The sequence below is a fragment of the Streptomyces sp. NPDC007901 genome (assembly GCF_042959465.1).
Lineage (GTDB): Bacteria > Actinomycetota > Actinomycetes > Streptomycetales > Streptomycetaceae > Streptomyces.
Genome location: NZ_JBIBKW010000005.1, coordinates 581891 through 601354, shown reverse-complemented (window position 1 = coordinate 601354; position 19464 = coordinate 581891). Strand labels below are relative to the sequence as shown.

14 protein-coding genes are annotated in these 19464 nt (G+C 72.2%); 7 read left to right on the top strand and 7 right to left on the bottom strand.

Going from position 1 to position 19464, the window contains the following annotated elements; translation table 11 throughout:
- Window positions 1-260: 260 nt before the first annotated feature.
- From ACFZDK_RS20105 to ACFZDK_RS20080, 6 genes are all read right to left on the bottom strand, one after another.
- Complete coding sequence (locus tag ACFZDK_RS20105) at window positions 261-2645, bottom strand: SpoIIE family protein phosphatase (RefSeq protein WP_390974121.1); 2385 nt, start codon at window positions 2643-2645, stop codon at window positions 261-263.
- A gap of 71 nt (window positions 2646-2716) precedes the next feature.
- Window positions 2717-3100, bottom strand: coding sequence for a hypothetical protein (locus ACFZDK_RS20100; RefSeq protein ID WP_390974119.1), 384 nt, complete (start codon window positions 3098-3100; stop codon window positions 2717-2719).
- Between the two features lie 422 nt (window positions 3101-3522).
- Window positions 3523-4446, bottom strand: coding sequence for an SIS domain-containing protein (locus tag ACFZDK_RS20095; RefSeq protein WP_390974117.1), 924 nt, complete (start codon window positions 4444-4446; stop codon window positions 3523-3525).
- 134 nt (window positions 4447-4580) lie between these two features.
- A complete protein-coding gene (locus ACFZDK_RS20090) occupies window positions 4581-6341 on the bottom strand; it encodes a phospholipid carrier-dependent glycosyltransferase (protein WP_390974116.1) in 1761 nt (586 codons plus the stop codon).
- A 37-nt stretch (window positions 6342-6378) separates the two neighbouring features.
- Entirely contained in the window at window positions 6379-8310 is a 1932-nt protein-coding gene (locus ACFZDK_RS20085; RefSeq protein WP_390974114.1) for a phosphatase PAP2 family protein, read from the bottom strand.
- A 290-nt stretch (window positions 8311-8600) separates the two neighbouring features.
- A complete protein-coding gene (locus ACFZDK_RS20080) occupies window positions 8601-9506 on the bottom strand; it encodes a BadF/BadG/BcrA/BcrD ATPase family protein (protein ID WP_390974113.1) in 906 nt (301 codons plus the stop codon).
- A 322-nt stretch (window positions 9507-9828) separates the two neighbouring features.
- On the opposite strand from ACFZDK_RS20080, the gene ACFZDK_RS20075 reads away from it, so the two are divergent.
- The 7 genes from ACFZDK_RS20075 (at window position 9829) to ACFZDK_RS20045 (ending at window position 18735) form a co-directional block, all read left to right on the top strand.
- Window positions 9829-10962 carry an ROK family protein gene (locus ACFZDK_RS20075; RefSeq protein WP_390974111.1) on the top strand — a complete coding sequence of 378 codons (1134 nt, stop codon included), beginning with the start codon at window positions 9829-9831 and terminating at the stop codon, window positions 10960-10962.
- A 277-nt stretch (window positions 10963-11239) separates the two neighbouring features.
- The gene (locus tag ACFZDK_RS20070) at window positions 11240-12562 is read left to right on the top strand and encodes an extracellular solute-binding protein (RefSeq protein WP_390974110.1); all 1323 of its coding nucleotides are present in this window, start codon (window positions 11240-11242) and stop codon (window positions 12560-12562) included.
- Between the two features lie 124 nt (window positions 12563-12686).
- Entirely contained in the window at window positions 12687-13598 is a 912-nt protein-coding gene (locus ACFZDK_RS20065) for an ABC transporter permease subunit (RefSeq protein ID WP_390974109.1), read from the top strand.
- Window positions 13595-14497, top strand: a complete 903-nt coding sequence (locus tag ACFZDK_RS20060) for an ABC transporter permease subunit (RefSeq protein WP_390974107.1) — start codon at window positions 13595-13597, stop codon at window positions 14495-14497. The genes ACFZDK_RS20065 and ACFZDK_RS20060 overlap by 4 nt, the downstream gene beginning before the upstream one ends.
- Before the next feature lie 2 nt (window positions 14498-14499).
- Window positions 14500-16218 carry a hypothetical protein gene (locus tag ACFZDK_RS20055; protein ID WP_390974105.1) on the top strand — a complete coding sequence of 573 codons (1719 nt, stop codon included), beginning with the start codon at window positions 14500-14502 and terminating at the stop codon, window positions 16216-16218.
- A gap of 50 nt (window positions 16219-16268) precedes the next feature.
- Window positions 16269-18086 (top strand): hypothetical protein, encoded by a 1818-nt coding sequence (locus tag ACFZDK_RS20050; protein ID WP_390974103.1) that lies wholly within the window; start codon window positions 16269-16271, stop codon window positions 18084-18086.
- Window positions 18087-18168: 82 nt separating this feature from the next.
- Complete coding sequence (locus ACFZDK_RS20045; protein WP_390974101.1) at window positions 18169-18735, top strand: dihydrofolate reductase family protein; 567 nt, start codon at window positions 18169-18171, stop codon at window positions 18733-18735.
- Window positions 18736-18793: 58 nt separating this feature from the next.
- On the opposite strand, the gene ACFZDK_RS20040 is transcribed toward ACFZDK_RS20045, so the two are convergent.
- Window positions 18794-19444 carry a dihydrofolate reductase family protein gene (locus tag ACFZDK_RS20040; RefSeq protein ID WP_390974100.1) on the bottom strand — a complete coding sequence of 217 codons (651 nt, stop codon included), beginning with the start codon at window positions 19442-19444 and terminating at the stop codon, window positions 18794-18796.
- Between the last annotated feature and the right edge of the window lie 20 nt (window positions 19445-19464).

The following is a 19464-nucleotide window of genomic DNA, read 5'->3' as shown; positions in this document are numbered from 1 at the left end:
AACGCGGGGCAATGGCTCGGGAAACCCCGGGAAACGTACGCTGAGCAGGCGTCATCATGGGCAGCCACCCGGCGGCCCGGTGCCGCCGTGCCCGCACCGTACGACCCCGAAGGCCATGCCGATGAACGGCTCCCGCATCCCGGGCCTGCTGCTGCCCGCCGTGTTCCTGCTGGCCCTTGTGGTGGGGCTGCTCTGGTACTGGCGGCACCGCAACGACGACTGACCGGCCCGGCCGAGCCCGCCCCGCCGCACCGCTCCGGCTACTTCCCGTCCTCAGCCCCGTTCTCGTCCTCGGACCCGTCCGTCACCGGCACCCGGATGTCCAGCACGCACACGTCGTCCCGCCGTTCGCCCTCCAGCAGCACGTCGAGCAGTGCGTCCAGGGAACCGGGCTCGGCGGTGCGGACGGCGTCGGCCAGCCGGGACAGGCCGGTGTCGATGTCCTCGCCGGGCCGTTCCACCAGGCCGTCGGTGTACAGCAGCAGCCGGTCGCCGGGCTCCAGCCGGCACTCGGCCGTCGTGTAGACCGGGTCGGTGCTGGCCCCGAGCAGCATGCCCTCCGGGCGGTCGAGCCGGCGGACCTCGCCGCCGCGCACCAGAAGGGGCGGCAGGTGTCCCGCCTGGGCCCAGACGAGCCGGCGCTCGGCGGGCTCGTACCGGGCGAGGACGAGGGTCGCGGTGGACTGGCTGTCGCGCGAGTGCAGCAGCAGGAAGTTGAGGCGGGCCAGCGCCCGGGTCAGGGAGGAACCGGTGGTCACCATGCCCTTGGCGGTGAACCGGAGCTGGGCCATCGTCGCGACCGCGTCGACACCGTGCCCCGCTACGTCGCCGACCACGAACAGTGCCGCGTCGTCGGGCAGTTCGATGGCACTGAACCAGTCGCCGCCGACGTGCGTCCCCTCCTGGGCGGGCAGGTAGGCGACCTCGACGCGCAGCCCGCACAGCCGCACCGGCCCGCTGGGCAGCGGGAGCAGCGCGTGCTGGAGGCGGGCGGCCAGCGCCCGCTCGGCCTGCAGGATCCCGCGCTGCATCAGGATCGCCCGTTCGCTGTCCACCAGGGCGAGTTCGGCACTGCGCTGCGCGGTGAGGTCCTGGACGAACCCGTGCACCTCGACGACCATGCCGTCGGCGGCGGTCACCCCCTCGGCGACGGACCGCAGATGCCGTACGGCGTTCCCGGTCCTGATCCGGAACGGCACGTCGAACGACCGGCCGGTGCGGATGAGTTCGCCGACCGCGCCGGCCAGCGCCCCGGCGTCCTCGGGGAGCACGAGGTCCGCCAGCCGGTCCAGCGCGACCGGGCCGCGGGCCGGGTCGCGGCCCAGGATGGTGTACACCTGCGACGACCATGCGGTCTCACCGGTGATCAGGTTCCAGTTCGCCCAGCCGAGGTTGCCCAGCCGCTGCATGTCCGCGAGCCGCTGTTCCTGCCGCTCCTCGGTGTCGTGCCGCAGCCAGGTCACCAGCAGCCCGTCACCGAGCCGGGCCGCCCGTACCGAGTACGTGGCGGTCATGGTGCCGTCGGCGGTGTCCTCCTCGTAGACGAACGGTTCGCCCTCGTACGGCTCGCCGCCGAGCGCCTTCAGATACCCGTGCCACAGCGGTTCGCCCGCGACGGAGGGGTAGCTCTCCAGGATGCTCGTGCCGACCAGTTCCCGGCCGGTGCGGCCGAGGATGTCGACGGCATTGGGGGCGGCGGCGTCGATGCGGTAGTCCTCCACCTCACCGGCGGGGGTGCGCAGCGGGGTCAGCAGGATCGCGGCTCCCGGCAGGGCGTCCAGGACGGTCTGCACCGTCTGGGAGACGTCCGCGGCGGCCGGCTCGGCCGGTGTGCCGAGCGCGCCGAGCCGGCCCGCGCACAGCCGGGCCACGGCCCGCAGCAGTTCACGCGCGGCCGGGGCGAAGGCGCCCGCGGTCCGGCGCAGCACGCCGAGGGCCACCCGGGCGTCGGCCCCGGCCGGTACCGGCAGCCAGGCCCGGGACGGCCAGCGCTCGGGGAACTCGCCGATCAGCTGGTACCGCTCCCGGTCCCTGGCGGAGTCCTCCAGCCAGAGCGGCTCCCCGGACCTGAGCGCCTCCAGCGGGGCGATCCCGGACAGCGGCGGTATCCGGTGCCACTGGGCGGCGAGCGTGGCGTCGACACCGGCGTGCCCGACGAGTTCGAGCCCGTCGCCGGTCCCGCGCCGGTAGAGGAACACGGCGTCGGCGCCGATCTCCGGTGCCAGGTGGTCCAGCAGACAGCCGGCGAGGTCCTGCGGGGAGCCGACCCGCACCAGCGCCAGACCGAGGCGGCCCAGGGTCTGCGCGGTACCGGGGGCGGTGAGCGTCTCCCCGGAGGCGGGGCCGGCGGGTGGGGGCTCGATGGGCGGTGCCGTCGGCACAAGGGCGCCGAGGGTGAGCCAGCACTCCTCCAGCAGCGTGCGTCGACCGGTTCCGGCCCGCTGTACGAGCTGCTCGTGCGCGGCCTCGGGGGAGCAGCCGGTGCTCGCCATCAACGCGCCCTTGGCCCGCTCCAGCACGGCCGAGGCGGCGGCCGCGTCGCGCAGCCGGTCCAGCTCGGCGCGCTGCCGGGCCACGACTTTCGCCAGGGCGACCGACTCGGCGGTGGCACCGTTGCCGACCGGAGGCGCAGGCTCGCTCGTCACGCGATGAGCATGGCACAGAAAGGCGGATCCGATCACTCCTGTGGCGGACCCGGCCGTGGCCGCCGGGCCGGTCAGCGGCCGGTGCTGTGCCCGACGAGCGCCTCGGTGACCGCGCGGACGCTGCGCGCGATGTGCTGGAGCTGCAGGACCTCCGCCGCGTACAGCTTGATCGTGTGCTCGATGACGGACTCCGGCAGGCCCAGCAGGGGCAGTTCGGCCCGCGCGGTCTGCAGCGCCGTGCGGGCCACCCGGATCTCGTGCTGGACCTGGATCTGCGCGTGCCGGGCGAGCAGCACGGGGTGCCGGAGCATCGCCGGGTAGCTGGCGTAGCGGGCCGGCACCAGCTCACGCAGCCACTTGGCCGCGGAACGCTCCCAGTCGTAGCTGCCCGGCGCCTTGACCTGACAGGGCCAGTCGGGGCTGATACGCGCGGTCGTCGTCAGAGTCATGATCATCGCTTCCGGGTGGGCGGCGTCGTGAGGGTGGTCGACGGGGGTGAGGGCGGCTCCGGCCTAGGGGATGGCCGGAGCCGCCGCGGGCGGATCGCGCGAGCGATGCCCGTTCGAACACCCCGGGCGCCGACGCGGGTAGGAGACGGCGGCGGGGGTGTCCGTGCAGGGACCCCGGGTGTCGGCCGCCGGCACTGCGGGTGGTGCTGCGTGCGCATGGGCGGTCCGTCGGCTTTCTCGGGGCGGGTGCGAGCGGTGCGTCCTTGTGCGGAACGTGCCCGGAGTGTGCCGGGTGATCCGTGAGCAGTATTTATATATGCCGTCCGGTTTGCAAGACGTATGAAAACATTCATGCGTGAAATGCGGTGAATGGTCCGCTACGCGTGAGGTGGCGGGAGGGTGGGGCGGCCGGACCGCGGGCCCCGGAGTCAGTCCTTGAGGAAGAACTGGTGCTGCTCGGCGACCTGCTCGTACTCCTCCAGACGCGCCTGGGTGCGCCCGGGATCGGCGTCGGTCATCGCCTGGAGCAGCGCGGCGGCCATCAGCCCGGGCGCCGCGTAGGTGTCGAAGACCAGGCGGGACCCGATGCCGGTGCTGAAGGTGACGTCGGCCTCGTCGGCCAGCGCGCCCAGCGCCAGGTCGGTCACCAGGGCGACCCGCAGCCCCGCGGTGCGCGCCACCCGGATCGCGGTGAGCGTCTCCTGGGCGTGCCGCGGCATGCCGAAGGCCAGCACCCAGGTGCCACCCGCCTCACGGGACTGCAGCAGCGAGTCGTAGGCCACGCTGCCGCCCCGGGTCACCAGCCGTACGTCGGGATGGATACGGCGGGCGGCGTAGGCGAAGTACTCCGCCAGCGAGACGGAGATACGCAGTCCGAGCACGGTCAGCGGCGACGACTGCGACAGCTCGCGGCCGATCCAGATCACCCGGTCCGGATCGGCGAAGTCGCGGCGCAGGTTCTCCAGGTTCTCGATCTCGGCGTCGACGGCCGCCTGGAGTTCGTTGCTGCGCTGCTCGGTGGCGGCTCCGGTACCGCCCGCCAGGGTGCGCAGCGCGATCGACTGCAGCCGCTCGCGCAGCGCGGGGTAGCCGTTGAAGCCGACCGCGCCCGCGAACCGCGTCACCGACGGCTGGCTGACCCCGACCCGCTCGGCGAGGTCGGTGATCGACAGGAAGGCCGCCTCCGTGATGTGGTCGATCAGGTACTGGGCGATGCGCCGCTGCCCGGGGGAGAGCCGGGGGCCGTCGAAGAGTTCGCGGAGCTGGGAGGTGGGCGCGGCCTCGGCCTCCGGCACGGTCTTGCCCGAGGTGATCGCGGACGCCTGTGCACGGGCCTGCTGCGGCGATGGCACCGAAGCGCCTCCTTTGTCTCCCACGAGGACTCAACATAGCTCACGGACCGTGGTGACCAGGGGGTGTGCGGCAGGCCGGACCGGCCCGGCGGCCGCCCGCGGAGTGTGCGGGAACGGCGCCGGATAAGTGGACGTCACCGCCGGTAGATGGTGATCGAATGGCCGACATCATCGACCGGACGGCTGCTGTCGATCAATTCGGCCAGCCTGCCGCGTGCCTTGGCGGCCGACGAGTCCGAGACGACCAGCAGCCCGTGCACCCTGCCGGGCGGCACCTCGCGGGGATCGGCGGCGTGGATGCCGTAGTAGGCCGGGATGCCACTGCCCTTGTAGACCAGCCAGATCCGCTCGCCCGGATAGCGCTCCCTGAGCCGGTCGGCGAGCCGGCCGAGGTCCTGCCCCCAGTCCACGTTGGAGTCGTGCAGCCGCAGATGCGTCTTCGCCGGACCGCCGAACGCCTCGTTGGAGTACGGCAGATAGAACGGGAACGCGCGCAGCGAACTCACCGCGACGAACAGCACCAGCGCCCCGCCCACCGGCCGCACCCACCGCCGGCGCAGCGCGAGCACCGAGGCGCCGCCCACCGCCAGGAACATCGGCATGAACAGCGCGTACCGTGTCCCGAAGTCCCGTGACCCGGTCATCGCCGAGGCCAGCAAGGCGGCCGGCGGCAGGAGCACATACGGCGCGGCCGGCCGCAGCCGCCGTACCACCACCATCGCGGCCGCGCCGGCCGCCCACAGCACGAGCATGCCGAGCGGGGTCTTCACCAGCAGCGCGGCCGGCAGGTAGTACCAGCGGGAACCGGTGTACAGGTGCCCGAACAGATAGCCCTGCCAGGGGTAGTCCTCCAGGCCGAACTGCAGGCGCATGCCGTCCCGGTAGGCCTGCGGGAAGGGCATCAGATCGACCAGCAGGCCGCGCACGCCGTGGATGGCCGGGATCGGGACGGTGGCCTGGAGACGCAGCCGGGGGTCGACGGCCAGATAGGAGAGCCAGACGACGGCGACCGCCGTCAGCGCGACCACCGCGGCCGCCGTGAGCGCGCGCAGCAGCCGCCGTGAGCGGCCGCCCCACACCGCCGTCACCGCCAGCGCCACCAGCACCGGGATCGCGGGCAGCGCGTTCATCTTCGTCGCCACCGCCGCGCCCAACGCGGCCCCCGCCAGCGGCAGATACAGCCGGGGCCGGCGCCGCGCCCGCCACACCAGCCAGGCCGACGTCAGCACGAAACCGGCTGACGGCACGTCCAGAGTGGCCAGCGAGCCGTGCGCGATCAGGTCGGGGGAGAAGCAGTACAGGGCGAGGGCCAGGAGCCCGGCGGTCCTGCCGAGGATCTCCCGGGCGAAGGCGAAGGCGACCAGACCGAACAGCAGCGTCAGTACGATCACCGGCAGCCGGGCCCACAGCATCACCCGCCAGGGGTCGTTGCCCGAGGCGTACAGCAGATGCCGGCCCACCTGTCCCTGGTCGCCCCGGTACGACGGGTCGTAGTGCGGGTCGGCGACCGCGATGCCCGCCATGACGACCAGCTTGCCGAGCGGCGGGTGTTCGGTGTTGTACCGCAGCCGGTGCTCGTGGAGGTAGTCGGTGGCCGTGGCCACGTAGACCGGTTCGTCGATGGTGGGCGTCTGCTGGACGGCGGTGGTCACCATCGCCGCCGCCATCTGGGCGAGCAGCAGCACCACGAGCAGCGGCACCAGCCACCGGCGGCGGGCCCGCAGGGCGGCCTGCAGCCGGGCCGCGGCGGTGGGCCGTGCGGCGGGCCCGGGGCCGGTGGGGACGTCGGGGGCTTCGGGGACGCCGGGTTCGAGTACCGACTGCTGTTCGCTTGCCATCATCCGCCCCGCGGGGACGCCGGGCCCGCGGTGACGGGAGCGATCACGGGCCGTCATGGGCCCTACTGTCGCATCGCTCCCGCCACCGGGCGCGTCACCGCTTCAGGAGTCGTACCGACAGACCGTCTGCCGTGTACACGGGTACGGCCCGCAGCGTGGCGGAGTTCAGCTCCACCGTGTCGAACTGGCCGCGCAGCCGCGGTGCGTCGATGACGGCGAGGGTGCTGCCCGCGGCCGGCGGGTGCTCGGTGTCGAGGTTCAGGACGAGGGTGGTGCCCTTGCCGAGGACCGCGAGGTGCTTCACCGTCAGCGGCGCCTTGCAGCCCTTGGCGAGGGTGACCTCCAGGGCGCCCGTGTCCTGCGCGTACGTCCCGCGCACGAAGACCCGCTCGGAGACGCGCAGGGTGCCGCCCGCGACCCGGACGTCGCCGTGGCCCAGCGCGTCGTCGGAACCGGCGACCAGGGTGCCCGCCGCCAGCACGGTCCCGCCCGTGTACCGGTTGCGGCCGGTCAGCGTCAGCGTGCCGGTGCCCAGCTTGGTCAGGCCGCCGCGCCCGTCGATGTCGTTGCGCCAGGCGTCGGCCGCCGCGAAGCCGCCCGCCGCCGCGTCCAGGGTGACCGTGACGTCCGCGTCGAAGGCGCCGTAACCGTCCGCCGCGGCGAACAGGTTGAGGCGGCCCCACTGCTCCGGGCCGTCCAGCAGCACGTACCCGGAGGGCAGACCGGTGGTGCGCAGCACCTCGCGGCGCTGGTCGGCGGAGAGGTACGGCTGGCGGGTCTCCAGCAGCACCTCGGCGCCCTTGGGCACGGTGAGCGGCAGGTCGCGGCCCTGACGCTCCAGGACGTACGTCAGCCGGGGCGTGGCCGCGCGCTCGTTGGCCTCGCGGTCGGCGTACGGGTCGGTGCCGGTGCCGGCCGCGTGGGCGTAGGCGTACAGGGTGTCGGCGGTGGCGCCGGTCTGCGCCTCGAAGTAGGCCAGGGCCTGGGCGCGGGCGGCCGCCTTGAGGTCGGCGTTGGCCGGGTCGGCGAGGGTGGCGGCGGCCAGCGCGGTGGCCATGACGCGGCCGCCGATCACGTCGACGGTGTTGTGCATGCCGGCGAGGATGCGGGTGTCGCTGAGCTCCAGGGCGCGGACGACCAGCTCCTGGAAGCGCTCCGGCACCGCGTACGCGTAGGCGAGGCCCGCCAGGTGGAAGGCGTTGGTGTGGCCCGAGGGGAAGCCGCCGTCGTCGGTGGGGGAGGTGCCGCGCTGGCGCAGCAGCTGCGGGGCGACGACCACGTCGGACTCGTAGACCGGGAAGCCGAAGGCGTCGGTCGTGCCGGTGTCGACGACCTCGCTGTCCTCGTTCATCCGCCACGGACGCGGGTACTGGTAGGCGTACTTGGACGGGTTGCCGGACGCGTAGGTGCCGCGCACGGTGTCGACCAGGGTGGCCACCTTGCCCAGCGCCGAGTCGTGCGAGCCCGCGCCGAGCGCGGAGCCCGCCGGGGCGCCGGCCGGGACGGCGTCGCTGATCGTGGTCGCGGGCGTGGTGTCGGGCGCGCTGGTGATCGAGGTGACCGCGAGCGAGCCGGCCTTGTAGAGGTCGGCGAGCGGGCCGAGGCCGGCGATCATCGCGTAGCTCTGGTGCTGACGGTCGTACAGGAACGCCTTCTTCGCCTCGTCGGCGGTGCGCCGGGTGGTGACGCGGGCGCAGTAGCGCATGTTGGCGCGCAGGATGTCGGCACGCAGCACGCTGCCGGTGTTCCAGGCGGAACCGGTCTTCCATATCTGCGCGAAGCCGCCGAGGATGCGGACCACCGCGTTGGTGTCGGCGGTGAGGTTGGTGCTGATGTTCGTCTTGTAGTCGTCGACGAACGCGAGGGCCGTCGCGGCCTTGGCGTCGGCGGCGGCGAGCCAGCTGACCAGGGTCGGGGCGGTCACCATGCCCGCCGACGCGCCGAGCGAGGTCTTCAGGAATCCCCGTCGGCCGACGGCGAGTCCACGGGCCGGAGAGGAGGTGTGGTGCCCGGCAGATGACGGCATGGAGGTGCCTCTCTTGAGTTCTGCGGCGCGACGGCCGGCGGGAGTTCGCACGAACACCCGGTGCGCCCGGTGTGCGTGGGCGTGTGGGTTCGCGTGGGAAACGTGTCGAACGAGCGAAGTTCTAAGGCGGGTCCGTGTCCCGGCGGCCATCGTCCGACGACCGCCGTATGGACCGGAGTTGAACGACAGCTCAGCGGTTCACAGGAAGATGTGGCCTGGACCTGCGCGTTCGCAGCGTCGAACGGCCCGTGGTCCACAGGTGCGGGACCGGACGGGCCGGGACGGGGTGCTCACAGGATCGAACGCGCCAGCGCCACCGCTCCCTCGACCGGCGGGACCCGCAACCGCTGCGGCCGGGCGCCCGGTACGGCGTCGGCGAGCGCGGCGGCGAAGGCGTCGTACAGGCGCGGCTGGGAGAGGATCGTGCCGCCCGCGACCACCACGTCGTCCACGGCCAGCCCGCGGTCGGCGAGCCGGGCGACGAGGCCGGCGAGCGCGCGCCCGCCGTCGGCTATCACGTCCTGCGCGAGCCGGGAGCCCGCGTCCGCCGCGGCGAAGAGGACCGGCGCGTGCCGGCCCCACTCCGAGGAGACGGACGAGGCGCTCTCCAGCGCGGCGCCCAGCGCGGGCACCTCGGGCACCTCGAAGGCGGCGATCAGTCCCGTCGCGAGCGCGTCGGGGGTCTCGCCGCGGTCGTGTGCGGCCCAGGCGGCGCGGGCGGCCTCCCGGACGAGTCCGGCGGCGCCGCCCTCGTCACCGAGGACCGCGCCCCAGCCGCCGACCTGCACGGGGCTGCCGTCGGCCTGCCGGCCCACGGCCACCGAGCCGGTGCCGGCGACCAGGCCGACGCCCTTGTCCAGGCCGGCGGCGGGGACCAGGAGTTCCGCGTCGCCCACGACGAGGACGGGCACGTCCAGGGACTCCCGGAGCGCGGCGGCGATGCCGGCGCACTGACGGGGGGTCTCACAGGCGTGCCCGCCGACGGCGAGGGCGGTGGGGCGGGTGGCGGCCGGCAGGGCTTCGTGGACCAGCGCGGTCAGCCAGCGGGCGGCGGCGGCCGGGTCGTGCGGCCGCCAGCCGGTGCTCGGGAGGACGTGGTCGGCGACCGGGTCCGCGCCGGTGAGCGCGCGGAGCTGGGTCTTGGTGCCGCCCACGTCGATACCGACTACGAGCGGGGAGGAAGGAGCGTCCTGCACGGAGCCTCTTTCGTCGTCTGGGCAAAGCGCGCCGAAGAGCATGGCACTGTGCCGTGACGGCGGGCGAACCGCACCTGGCCGAACAGGAGTTGAGCTAGTCGGGAAGCCCCGGGACGGGCTTCTTGCGGAGCACGGCAGGCGAGTACCGTGTACTTCGTTAGGAAGTTAACTAACGAAGTACAGTGCGTCAAGAGTCGTCGCGCAGTCGATCAACGGGACACCGCCGCAGGGCGGGACCGCGCGACACGAGGGCATCGCATCGCCGCATCCCGCAACCCGGGGAGCGCGGCCCCTGACCCCTGGGGGAACTGTGGAACACGTCGTGACTGAAGCCCCCCGCCTCACCGAGAGCGCCGGCGCGGTCTTCGCCGTGCTCGCCCAGGCCGGCAGCGCCACCCGGCCGCAGCTCGCGAGCCTCGCGGGCCTGTCCAAGCCGACGGTCTCCGCCGCCGTGGCGGAACTGGAGGGGGCCCGGCTTGCCAGCCATTCCGGCACCGCGTCCGGTGGCACCGGCCGCTCCGCCGCCGTGTACGGTCTCGGCCCCGCCTCCGGCTCGGTGCTCGCCGTCGACCTCGGCCCGGCCCGCACCAGGGTGCGGGGCTGCGCCCTGGACGGCACGCTGCTCGCCGAGGCCGCCACCCCCCGGGCCAGGGCCGCCGACGCCGTCCGGGAGGCGCTGGACGCGCTGCCCGCCGGCGCCCCGCTGCGAGCCATCGTGGTCGCCGTCGGTGATGTCACGGAACCCGACCGGACACGCGGCGGCATGCGCCCGGCCACCGCCAAGGCCGGGCCCGTCTTCGACGCGGTGTCCGTCGCGCTGCCGCCGGGCGTCCCCGTCCACCTGGAGAACAACGTGAACTGCGCCGCCCTCGCGGAACTCCACGAGGGGGCCGCCCGGGGCCGGCGCACCTTCGGCTATCTGCGCATCGGCGTCGGTATCGGTCTCGGCATCGTCATCGGCGGCCAGGTGCTGCGCGGCGCCAACGGGGCCGCCGGTGAGCTCGCCCGGCTGCCCTACCCCTGGGACGACGACCGGGAACCCCGCCAGGAGGCCCTGGAGGCCTACGTGGGCTCCCAGGCCCTGCTGCGCCGGGCCGCCGAGGCCTGGCGGGCCGCCGACGGCCCACGCCCGCGCACCGCCGACCGGCTCTTCGCGCTGGCCGCCCAGGGCCGGGAGCCCGCTCGCTCCCTCGTGGCCCGGCACGCCGCCGACGTGGGCCGGCTGGCCGCCGCCGTGACCGCCGTGCTGGACCCCGGGCTCCTCGTGCTGGGCGGCAGCACGGGCGCCGATCCGCAGCTGCTGCCCGGCGTGCGGGCCGAGCTGGGGCGGCTGAGCTGGCCCACCGAGGTGGTCAGCAGCCAGATCGGCGATCTCGGCACCGTCGCGGGTGCCGCCCGGCTCGCCGTCGCCAAGGGAGTCCAAAACGTGACCGAAGGCGCGCAGGTGAAGGATTGACGGCCTCCGACTCGGTCTGCCAATGTCCGGACAAGCGCTTTCTAAGTCGGTCGGGACGCCGGCTTGGGGTGAGCCTCCCAGCCCGTGCACGAGGATGTACGGCAACCGCACGAGGGCGTGCCCGTGCGGTGACGGCCAGGACGGCCGGGGATCTCGCCCCGCGTGGACGATGCGGCCGGGCGAGGCCGCGCCCCCGGAAAGTGACTTTTCCTTCAAAATGCACCCGTGCCGCCTGGTCGGCGCCGTGCTCCGTCCCTCCGAAGAAATGGGATCGAAGATGACCACTGTGGGTGTGCGGCGCTCTCGCCGACTCGGCCGCGGCGGTATGCGCCGCCTGCTTCCCCTCGCTGCCGTGGCCTCGGCAGGAGCCCTGCTGCTCTCCGCCTGCGGGTCGGGCTCCGGCTCCGGCGGGAACGCCAAGTCGCTGACCTTCTGGATCTCCACGGTTCCGGGGCAGGACGCGGGCTGGAAGAAGCTGGTGAAGCAGTACAAGAAGGAAACCGGCGTCAACGTCAAGCTCGTCAACGTCCCCTACGACGGCTACACGACGAAGCTGCACAACGCCGCGCAGGCGAACTCCCTGCCCGACGTCGCCGACGTGCCGGCGCTCGACCCGATCTGGTCGAACAAGCTGATCGACCTCAGCTCCATCGCCAACAACAAGAGCTACAACATCAACAGCAACTTCCTCGCCAAGGACTCGTCCGGCAAGGTGCTGTCCATCCCCTCGGACGTCACCGCGTCCGGTCTGTTCATCAACAAGACGCTGTTCAAGAAGGCCGGCGTCGACGTCCCGAGCTCGTCCTCGGACACCTGGACCTGGGACGAGTTCATCGCGGCGGCCAACAAGGTCCGGGCGAAGACCGGCGCCAAGTACTCCCTCACCTTCGACCAGTCGCCGTCCCGGCTGCGCGCCATGGTGTACGAGATGGGCGGGAAGTACGTCCACGCGGACTCCTCCGGCAAGTTCTCCGCGGACGCCGCGACCAAGAAGGCCGTGAACTACTTCGTCGGACTCAACGACGACAAGGTCATGCCGAAGTCGGTGTGGACCAGCGGCGCCGACCCGTCCGCCATGTTCCAGAGCGGTGACGTCGTCGCCTACTGGTCCGGAGTGTGGCAGGTCGCCGCCTTCGCGGACAGCATCAAGAAGTTCGGCTGGGCGAGCGTCCCGACCCCCGCCCAGCCGGTGCAGGCCAGTGACGTCAACAGCGGCGGCATGATGGTCGGCTTCAACAACAACGGCGCCGCGGCCACCGCTGCCCAGAAGTTCATGTCCTGGGTGTACGACCCGAAGCAGTACACCGAGCTGGTCGAGTCCTCGGGCTTCCTCCCGGTCGAGAGCGGTCTGAGCCCGAAGTACCCCTTCACCTCGGACGCGGCGCAGGCGGCCTTCAAGCTGTACAACGAGGAGATCCCGCTGTACGCCCCGATCTCGGGCTACTTCAACAACGCGCAGACGGCGTGGGTGCTGAAGGGCAAGAGCCTCACCGAGGACCCGACCAAGACGGAGCTCGGCAAGGCGATCAACGGCCAGCAGTCGGCCGACAAGGCCCTGGAGAACATCGTGTCCGGCTACAACCAGCAGGTCGGCGGCTGATCGCAGGTCACAGGGCCGGGCGGCGGCGGTCGAGACACCGCCGCCCCGCCCTGGGCGCCCAGGTCACGCCGGGCTCACGGGGTGAGCCCCCGGCAATCCCATCCCCCAGCACGGAGTCAGGAAGATGAAAAAACGCGCCTCGGACGTGTCCGGGAGCCCGCCCAGGCGACGCAGCACCTACACCGTCGCGCCGCTCGTCCTCATCGCGGCCAACGTCGTCCTCTTCGGACTGTTCTTCGTCTGGCCGGCGGTGATCGGGCTCGTCTACTCCTTCACGAACTACACGGGTGTGGGGGCGTTCCAGTTCGTCGGACTGGACAACTACACGAACCTGTTCGGGGACTCCACGTTCTACGACGCGCTGCTCCGCACGCTGCTGTACACCGTGCTGGTCGTGCCGCTGAACTTCGTGCTCTCGCTCCTCATCGCCAACCTGGTGGTGAGCAAGCAGGCCAAGGGCGCGTCGTTCGCCCGTGTCATCTTCTTCATCCCGTGGCTCATCTCGCCCATCGTCGTCGGTGTCCTGTGGCGGTGGCTGTTCGGTGAGAACTTCGGACTGATCAACTACGTCGTCGAGAAGCTCGGCGGGCACGCCATCGCATGGCAGTCGAACGCGGACCTGTCGCTGGGCGTGGTCGTGATGGCGGGCGCCTGGTGGGGAACGGCCTTCTCGATGCTGCTGTTCATCGCGGCGATCAAGAACGTGCCCACCTCGTACTACGAGGCGGCCTCGCTCGACGGCGCGGGCCCCTGGCGCCAGTTCATCAGCATCACGCTGCCGAGCATCGCGCCGACGTCCTTCATCGTCATCCTCCTCAACACGATCAACGCGATGAAGGAATACCCGCTGTTCGTCTCCCTCAACAACGGCGGACCGGGCACGTCGAACAACCTGCTTGTCCAGTACATCTACCAGACCGGATTCAACCGGGGCCAGATCGGCTACGCGAGCGCCGCGTCGTTCGTGCTGATGCTCATCCTGATGGCCGTCGCGATCATCCAGCTGATCGCCAACCGGCGGATGGAGAACCGATGACCACCACCGACACCCCGCGTCCGGTCGACGCCGGTTCCGTCAAAGTCCCTTCCAAGCGGCGGCCCCGAGGCGGGCGCGACGGTGGGCTCCGGCGCGCGGTACCCGCGACGACACTGCTGTGGATCCTGGCCGCCCTCTACGGGCTGCCGGTGCTGTGGTTCGTCCTCAGCTCCTTCAAGCCGGCGGGAGACCTGTTCTCCCTTCCGCTGACGGTGCTTCCGCACCACCCCACGCTGTCGGGTTACAAGGCGGCGTGGGACAGCGCCAACTTCTCCCAGTACTTCGTCAACACGGCCATCGTGTGCGTGATCACGACGATCCTCACGGTGGGGGTCAGCTGCTGCACCGGCTACGCGCTGGCCAAGTACGACAACAAGTGGCTCAAGGTCTTCTTCCTCTGCATCCTCGCCACCACCATGCTGCCGTCCGAGGTCATGCTCGCCCCGGAGTTCCTGGTCGTCCGCGACCTCGGCCTCTACAACACCTTCGGCGGCATCATCCTCCCGGCCGTGCTCACCGCCACCGGATGCTTCATGTTCCGCCAGTTCTTCCTGACGGTCCCCGACGAACTCGTCGAGGCCGCCCGGATCGACGGCGCCCGTGAACTGTCGATCTTCCTGCGGATCATGGTGCCGATCTCCCGGCCCATCATGCTGACCCTCGCCATCCTGTCCTTCCAGTGGCGCTGGAACGACTACATCTGGCCGCTGCTGATGCTCAACGACCCGAACAAGTTCACCGTGCAGATCGGCATCCAGAGCCTCGTCGGGGCGCAGAACATCAACTGGTCGGTGCTGCTGGGCGGATCGGTCATCTCCATGATTCCGCTGATCCTCGTCTTCCTGGTGTTCCAGCGCTACGTCATGAGCGCCGACATCAACGCCGGACTGAAGGACTGACCTTGCCCACCCCGCTCGACCACGAGTTCCTCCGCGCGGCGGCCGGTGCCGCCGACCGGTCGGCCGCCCCGCTCGCGGCCGGCCCCGGGGAGGAACCCGCCGGTGTGACCCACCGCGCCCTGGCCCGCCGGGTGAAGACCCTGGTCGCGGCGTACCGGTCCCCGGACTCGGCCCTGCACGGCAGCGGGCAGGCCGTCGCCGCCGCGACGACGCACCTGCGCGCCCTGCGGGCCGCGCAGACCGCCACCGGTCTCTTCGCCGGCGGCGACAACGTGCAGTCACCGCCGGACTCCGCGTTCACCGTCAACGACGTGTGCGACGCGCATGTCCTCGCCGCCGGTGCGGGGCCGGAACTGCGCGAGGTCACGGCCGCGCTCGCCGAGATCGCCGGCGCCGCCTCCGACAGCCTCCTGACCGGCGGGGCGCACACCCCGAACCACCGCTGGGAGCTGTCCGCGGCGCTGGCCCGGCTGCACCGGTCCTTCCCGGACGACCGGCTGCTCGACCGCGTCGACGCGTGGCTCGCCGAGGGCGTCGACATCGACGCGGAAGGCCTGTACTCGGAACGCAGCGCCGTGTACGCGTCCCACGTGTCCAACCCGTCGCTGCTCCTGCTCGCCGACGTCCTCGGCCGCGCAGACCTGCGGGAGGCCGTCGAACGCAACCTCACCGCGACCCTGGACCTCATCAGACCGGACGGCACGGTGGAGACCGTCCACTCGCGACGCCAGGACCAGCACCACCCGTTCCCGCTGGCGCCCTACCTGCCGCACTACCGGCTGCTCGCGATCCGCACCGGCCGCGGCGACCTCAGCCGGGCGGCGCACCGGGCGGCGGCCGGCGGCATCGACGACCCCACCCTGCTCGCCGAGACCCTCCTCACCCCCGACCTGTGCCGCCCACTGCCGGCACCGGCGCCGGAACCCGCTCACCGCGAGAGGTACATCAGCACGGCACGCCTCGCCTCACGCGCCTCCGCCACCGCGCACAGCGTCCTGTACGGCGGCTCGGACGTGCCCGAGCACCGGCGCATCCGCTCGGGCCTCGCCTGCAACCCCACCTTCCTGCGCCTGTTCGCCGGCGACGCCGTCCTCGACGCGGTCCGCCTCTCCCGGGGATTCTTCGACCTCGGCCCGTTCCGCGCCGCCGACATGCGACAGAGCGCCGACCACGGGTACCGGCTCACCGAGACCCTCACGGCCGCCTACTACCAGCCGCTCCCACCGGACCGGCGACAGGCCGACGGCGCCTACCGGATCACGGACGAGGGGCGCTTCTCGGCCGCGATGGCCTTCCCGGACCGCCCCCGGGACGAGGTCTCCCAGACCACCCGCGTCGACGTGGACCTGCGGGAGGACGGCGCCGACCTGCGGATCGACATCAGCGGACCACCGGTGCCCTGGGCCCTCGAACTGACCTTCCGGCCGGGCGGCGTGCCCGAGGGCGCCGTACCGATCGGCGACGGACGCTGGTGCCTGACGGCCGGGCCGATGACCTATCGGGCCGGCGCCGACGAGATCCGGGTCGAGGCCGCCGTCGAGGCGGGCGAACCACTCGCCGGACCGGACCGGACCGACGTCCTGCGCTACGACCCGGGCCAGGACCACACCGTGGTGGGCGGCACCGACGCGACGACCGGGAACCGCGTCTACATTGGCGGGCAGGGCCCGCAGACCCTGACCGTCGCCCTGCGCGCCCACCGGCCCGCACCCGCCCACTGACCCCGACCCACACCATGGCCACCTCCGGCATGAAGGGCTGACCTCCTCCGATGCATCTGCCGCGCCAACTCGGCCCGCTGCACGACCTGCCGTCCACCCCCGAGGCGTACGACGCGGTCCTCGCCGACGTCGTCGAACAGGCGCTGGCCCGCCTCACCCCCGAGGGCAACCTCGAACACCCCGACGCCGACGACGACATCGGCGACACCTCCCTCGGCATCACCTCCCTGCTGGCCCTCGCCTGGCAGCGCTCGAAGGACCCGCGGCTCCCGGAGGCCGTGCACCGCAGCCTCGCCTTCCATCTGCGCGAGCGCGTCTACACCGAGGACAACCCCGGCTACCCGAACCTCACCGTCCGCGACTCCGGTCTGCCGTACGCCCGTTACGTGCTGGAGGCGGGCGCGCACCCGATCGGGGACTGGCCCAGCACGGTGTGGGCGCTGCTCCAGGCCGTCGACATCCTGGACCTGTCGGACGGCCTCGTCGTCGACGGACAACGCGCCGACCTGCTGGAGCTGGCGCGGGGCTACTGGCGCTGGCTGACCGAGGCCACCTTCTTCAACCCGCAGGAGGCCGGCAACCAGGCGATCGGCTGCGTGGTCGGCGGGCTGATGCTGGCCCGCCATGTGCCACCGGAGGAGGCGGAGCCGCTCCGCGAGCGGGCGCTGGCCCTGTACGCCGAGAAGATCCGCGCCCACCGAGTCCTCGACCGCGGCGCCCTGCTGCCCCCCGAGCACGGCGGCGCCTACGACAACAACTACGGTCCGATCTCCCTGTCCTTCCTCGCCCAGGCCCACCGGATCAGCGGGGAGGAGATGTTCGCCGAGGACGGTGACGCGCTCGCCCGGTACATCGACGCCCGCCTGCCAGGCGGCGGCTTCGACAACGGCGGCCCCCGCTACAGCGAACAGCACTCCGCCTTCGAGTCGGTGCTCGGCCTGCGCTACTTCGGCGCCCGGATCGGCTCCGACCTCGGCCGCTACCGGGGCGACACCAACTGGGGGCGGCACGCGGTCAAGCCCGACGGCGGGGTCGACGGGCACTTCGCCTGGATGCTGGTCTGGCAGATCCAGGACACCACCCCCTGGCACCGCACCCCGTCGACCGCCCCGGCCCGGCACCGACTCCGCGCGGGATCCGTGTCGGTCGCCTTCGACCACCACATGACCCCCGCCCTGGTCGAGGCGGCCGGCACCTACTACCTCCCGGCCGCGGTCAACCGGCAGCACGGCTTCGGCCCCGTCCTGGACGGCTTCCTGTACTGCCGGCCGATGGGCGAGATCCGGGTCCGGGACGTCCACGCCGACGGCCTCACCGCCAAGCTGGTCAGCAAGCCGGTCGTGGGCCCCGACCACGTGCTGCGCCATGTCCGCTCGCTCTACGTCACGGACGGCACCAGCCTGTGGGTGACGGTGGCCGTGGAGCGCTACACCGGGACGCCGTACCTGCTGGCCGGGCTGCCCTACGCGGCGGACGACGGCGACCGCGTGCGCCGGGTCGCCGAGGGCGAGGTCGCCTCGGCGGGCGCGCTGCGGCTCACGCACCCCGCGCCGCAGGGCCCCGAGCACTTCGACTCCCGCGCCGAACTCACCCAGGAGCAGGCCGCGTTCGCGCTCGCCGCCGACCCGCGCGGCTACGGCAACCCGGACGAAGGCTGGCGCCACCTGGTCTCCAGCACCGCCTACGAGGCCGAACCGGCACCGGGCGCACCGGAGCACCTGCACGTGTTCGCCGTACGATACGGGCCCGGCGGGGACTTCACTCCGTCCTTCGAAGGCGATCTGACCGTGCACACCGAGGAGTTCACGGCCGCCATCGGGGCCGAGGACGCCCACGGGGTGCCCGAACTGGCCCTGACCGCCTGCTAGGGGCCGTCCCGCGCGCGTCGATGAGTCCTGCGGTCTCCGGCAGTCGTAGTGTCGAACCCGTTCCCTGGCAGGAGGACTCCCGATGCGCAGCGTGACCTATTCGATGAGCATGTCACTCGACGGCTACATCGTCGGGCCGGACGGCACGTTCAACTGGACGGCGCCCGACAAGGAGGTCTTCCGCTTCTGGATCGACGAGATCCAGGAGGTCGACGTCCACCTCATGGGACGGCGGCTGTACGAGACGATGCTCTACTGGGAGACCGCCGACCAGGATCCCGCGCTCGACGCCGCCGAGCGCGAATGGACCGCGCTCTGGAACCCGCTTCCCAAGGTGGTGTTCTCCACCACCTTGTCGGAGGTGCGGGGCCAGGCCGCCCGGCTGGCCTCCGGCAGCGTGGCGGAGGAGATCGAGCGGTTGCGCGCCGAGTCGGGAGAGGGCGACATCGCCATCGGCGGCGCGACACTCGCCGTCGAGGCGGCCGAACGGGGTCTGATCGACGAGTACCGCACCATGGTCTACCCGGTGCTGGTCGGCGGCGGCACTCCGTACTTCCCCCGGCACGACCGCCGCGTGGATCTCGAACGCGTCGAGACCCGCACCTTCGACTCGGGGGTCACCTACCTCCGGCACCGCGTGGTGCGCTAGATCGCCGCGGCCCGGGCCGCCCTGGAGTTCATCGAGGGCGGCCTGGACTGCGGGCACGTCACTTTCGCCAGAGCAGGTGGTGGGTCACGCCGCTCGGGCTGGGGACGACCTCCAGGTGGAAGCGGTCGAGGAGTTCGTCGGGGGAGTCCCAGAGTCGTAGGCCGGAGCCGAACTTCACCGGTGAGACCGCCACGTGGAGGGTGTCGACGAGGTCGGCTTCGAGGAACTGGCGGACGGTGGTGACGCCGCCGCCGAGCCGGACGTCCTGGCCCTGGGCGGCTTCCTGGGCCTGGGCGAGGACCGTGGCCGGGTCGCCCTCGACGAAGTGGAAGGTGGTGTCGGAGAGCGTGAACGACGGACGCTCGTGGTGGGTCATGACGAACACCGGAGTGCGGAACGGGGGCTCGTCGCCCCACCAGCCCTGCCACTCGTGGTCCTGCCAGGGCCCGCGCTGGGGCCCGAACTTGTTGCGGCCCATGATCTCGGCGCCGATGTTGCGGGCGAAGTCCCGGGTGAAGTAGTCGTCGAGGCCCCGGCTGCCCCCGGCATCCGTGCGGTTGGGCCAGCTCGCGGTGGCGCCGGCCCAGGCGAACAGCCGCTCGGCACGGTCGAGGCCGAACGGCCGCTCGAAGCTCTGGTGCTCACTGGCACCGGCAGCGATCCCGTCGGCCGATACGACGAAGTTCATGACTCTCAGCAGTTGATCCACGTGTTTCCTCGCCAGGCTCG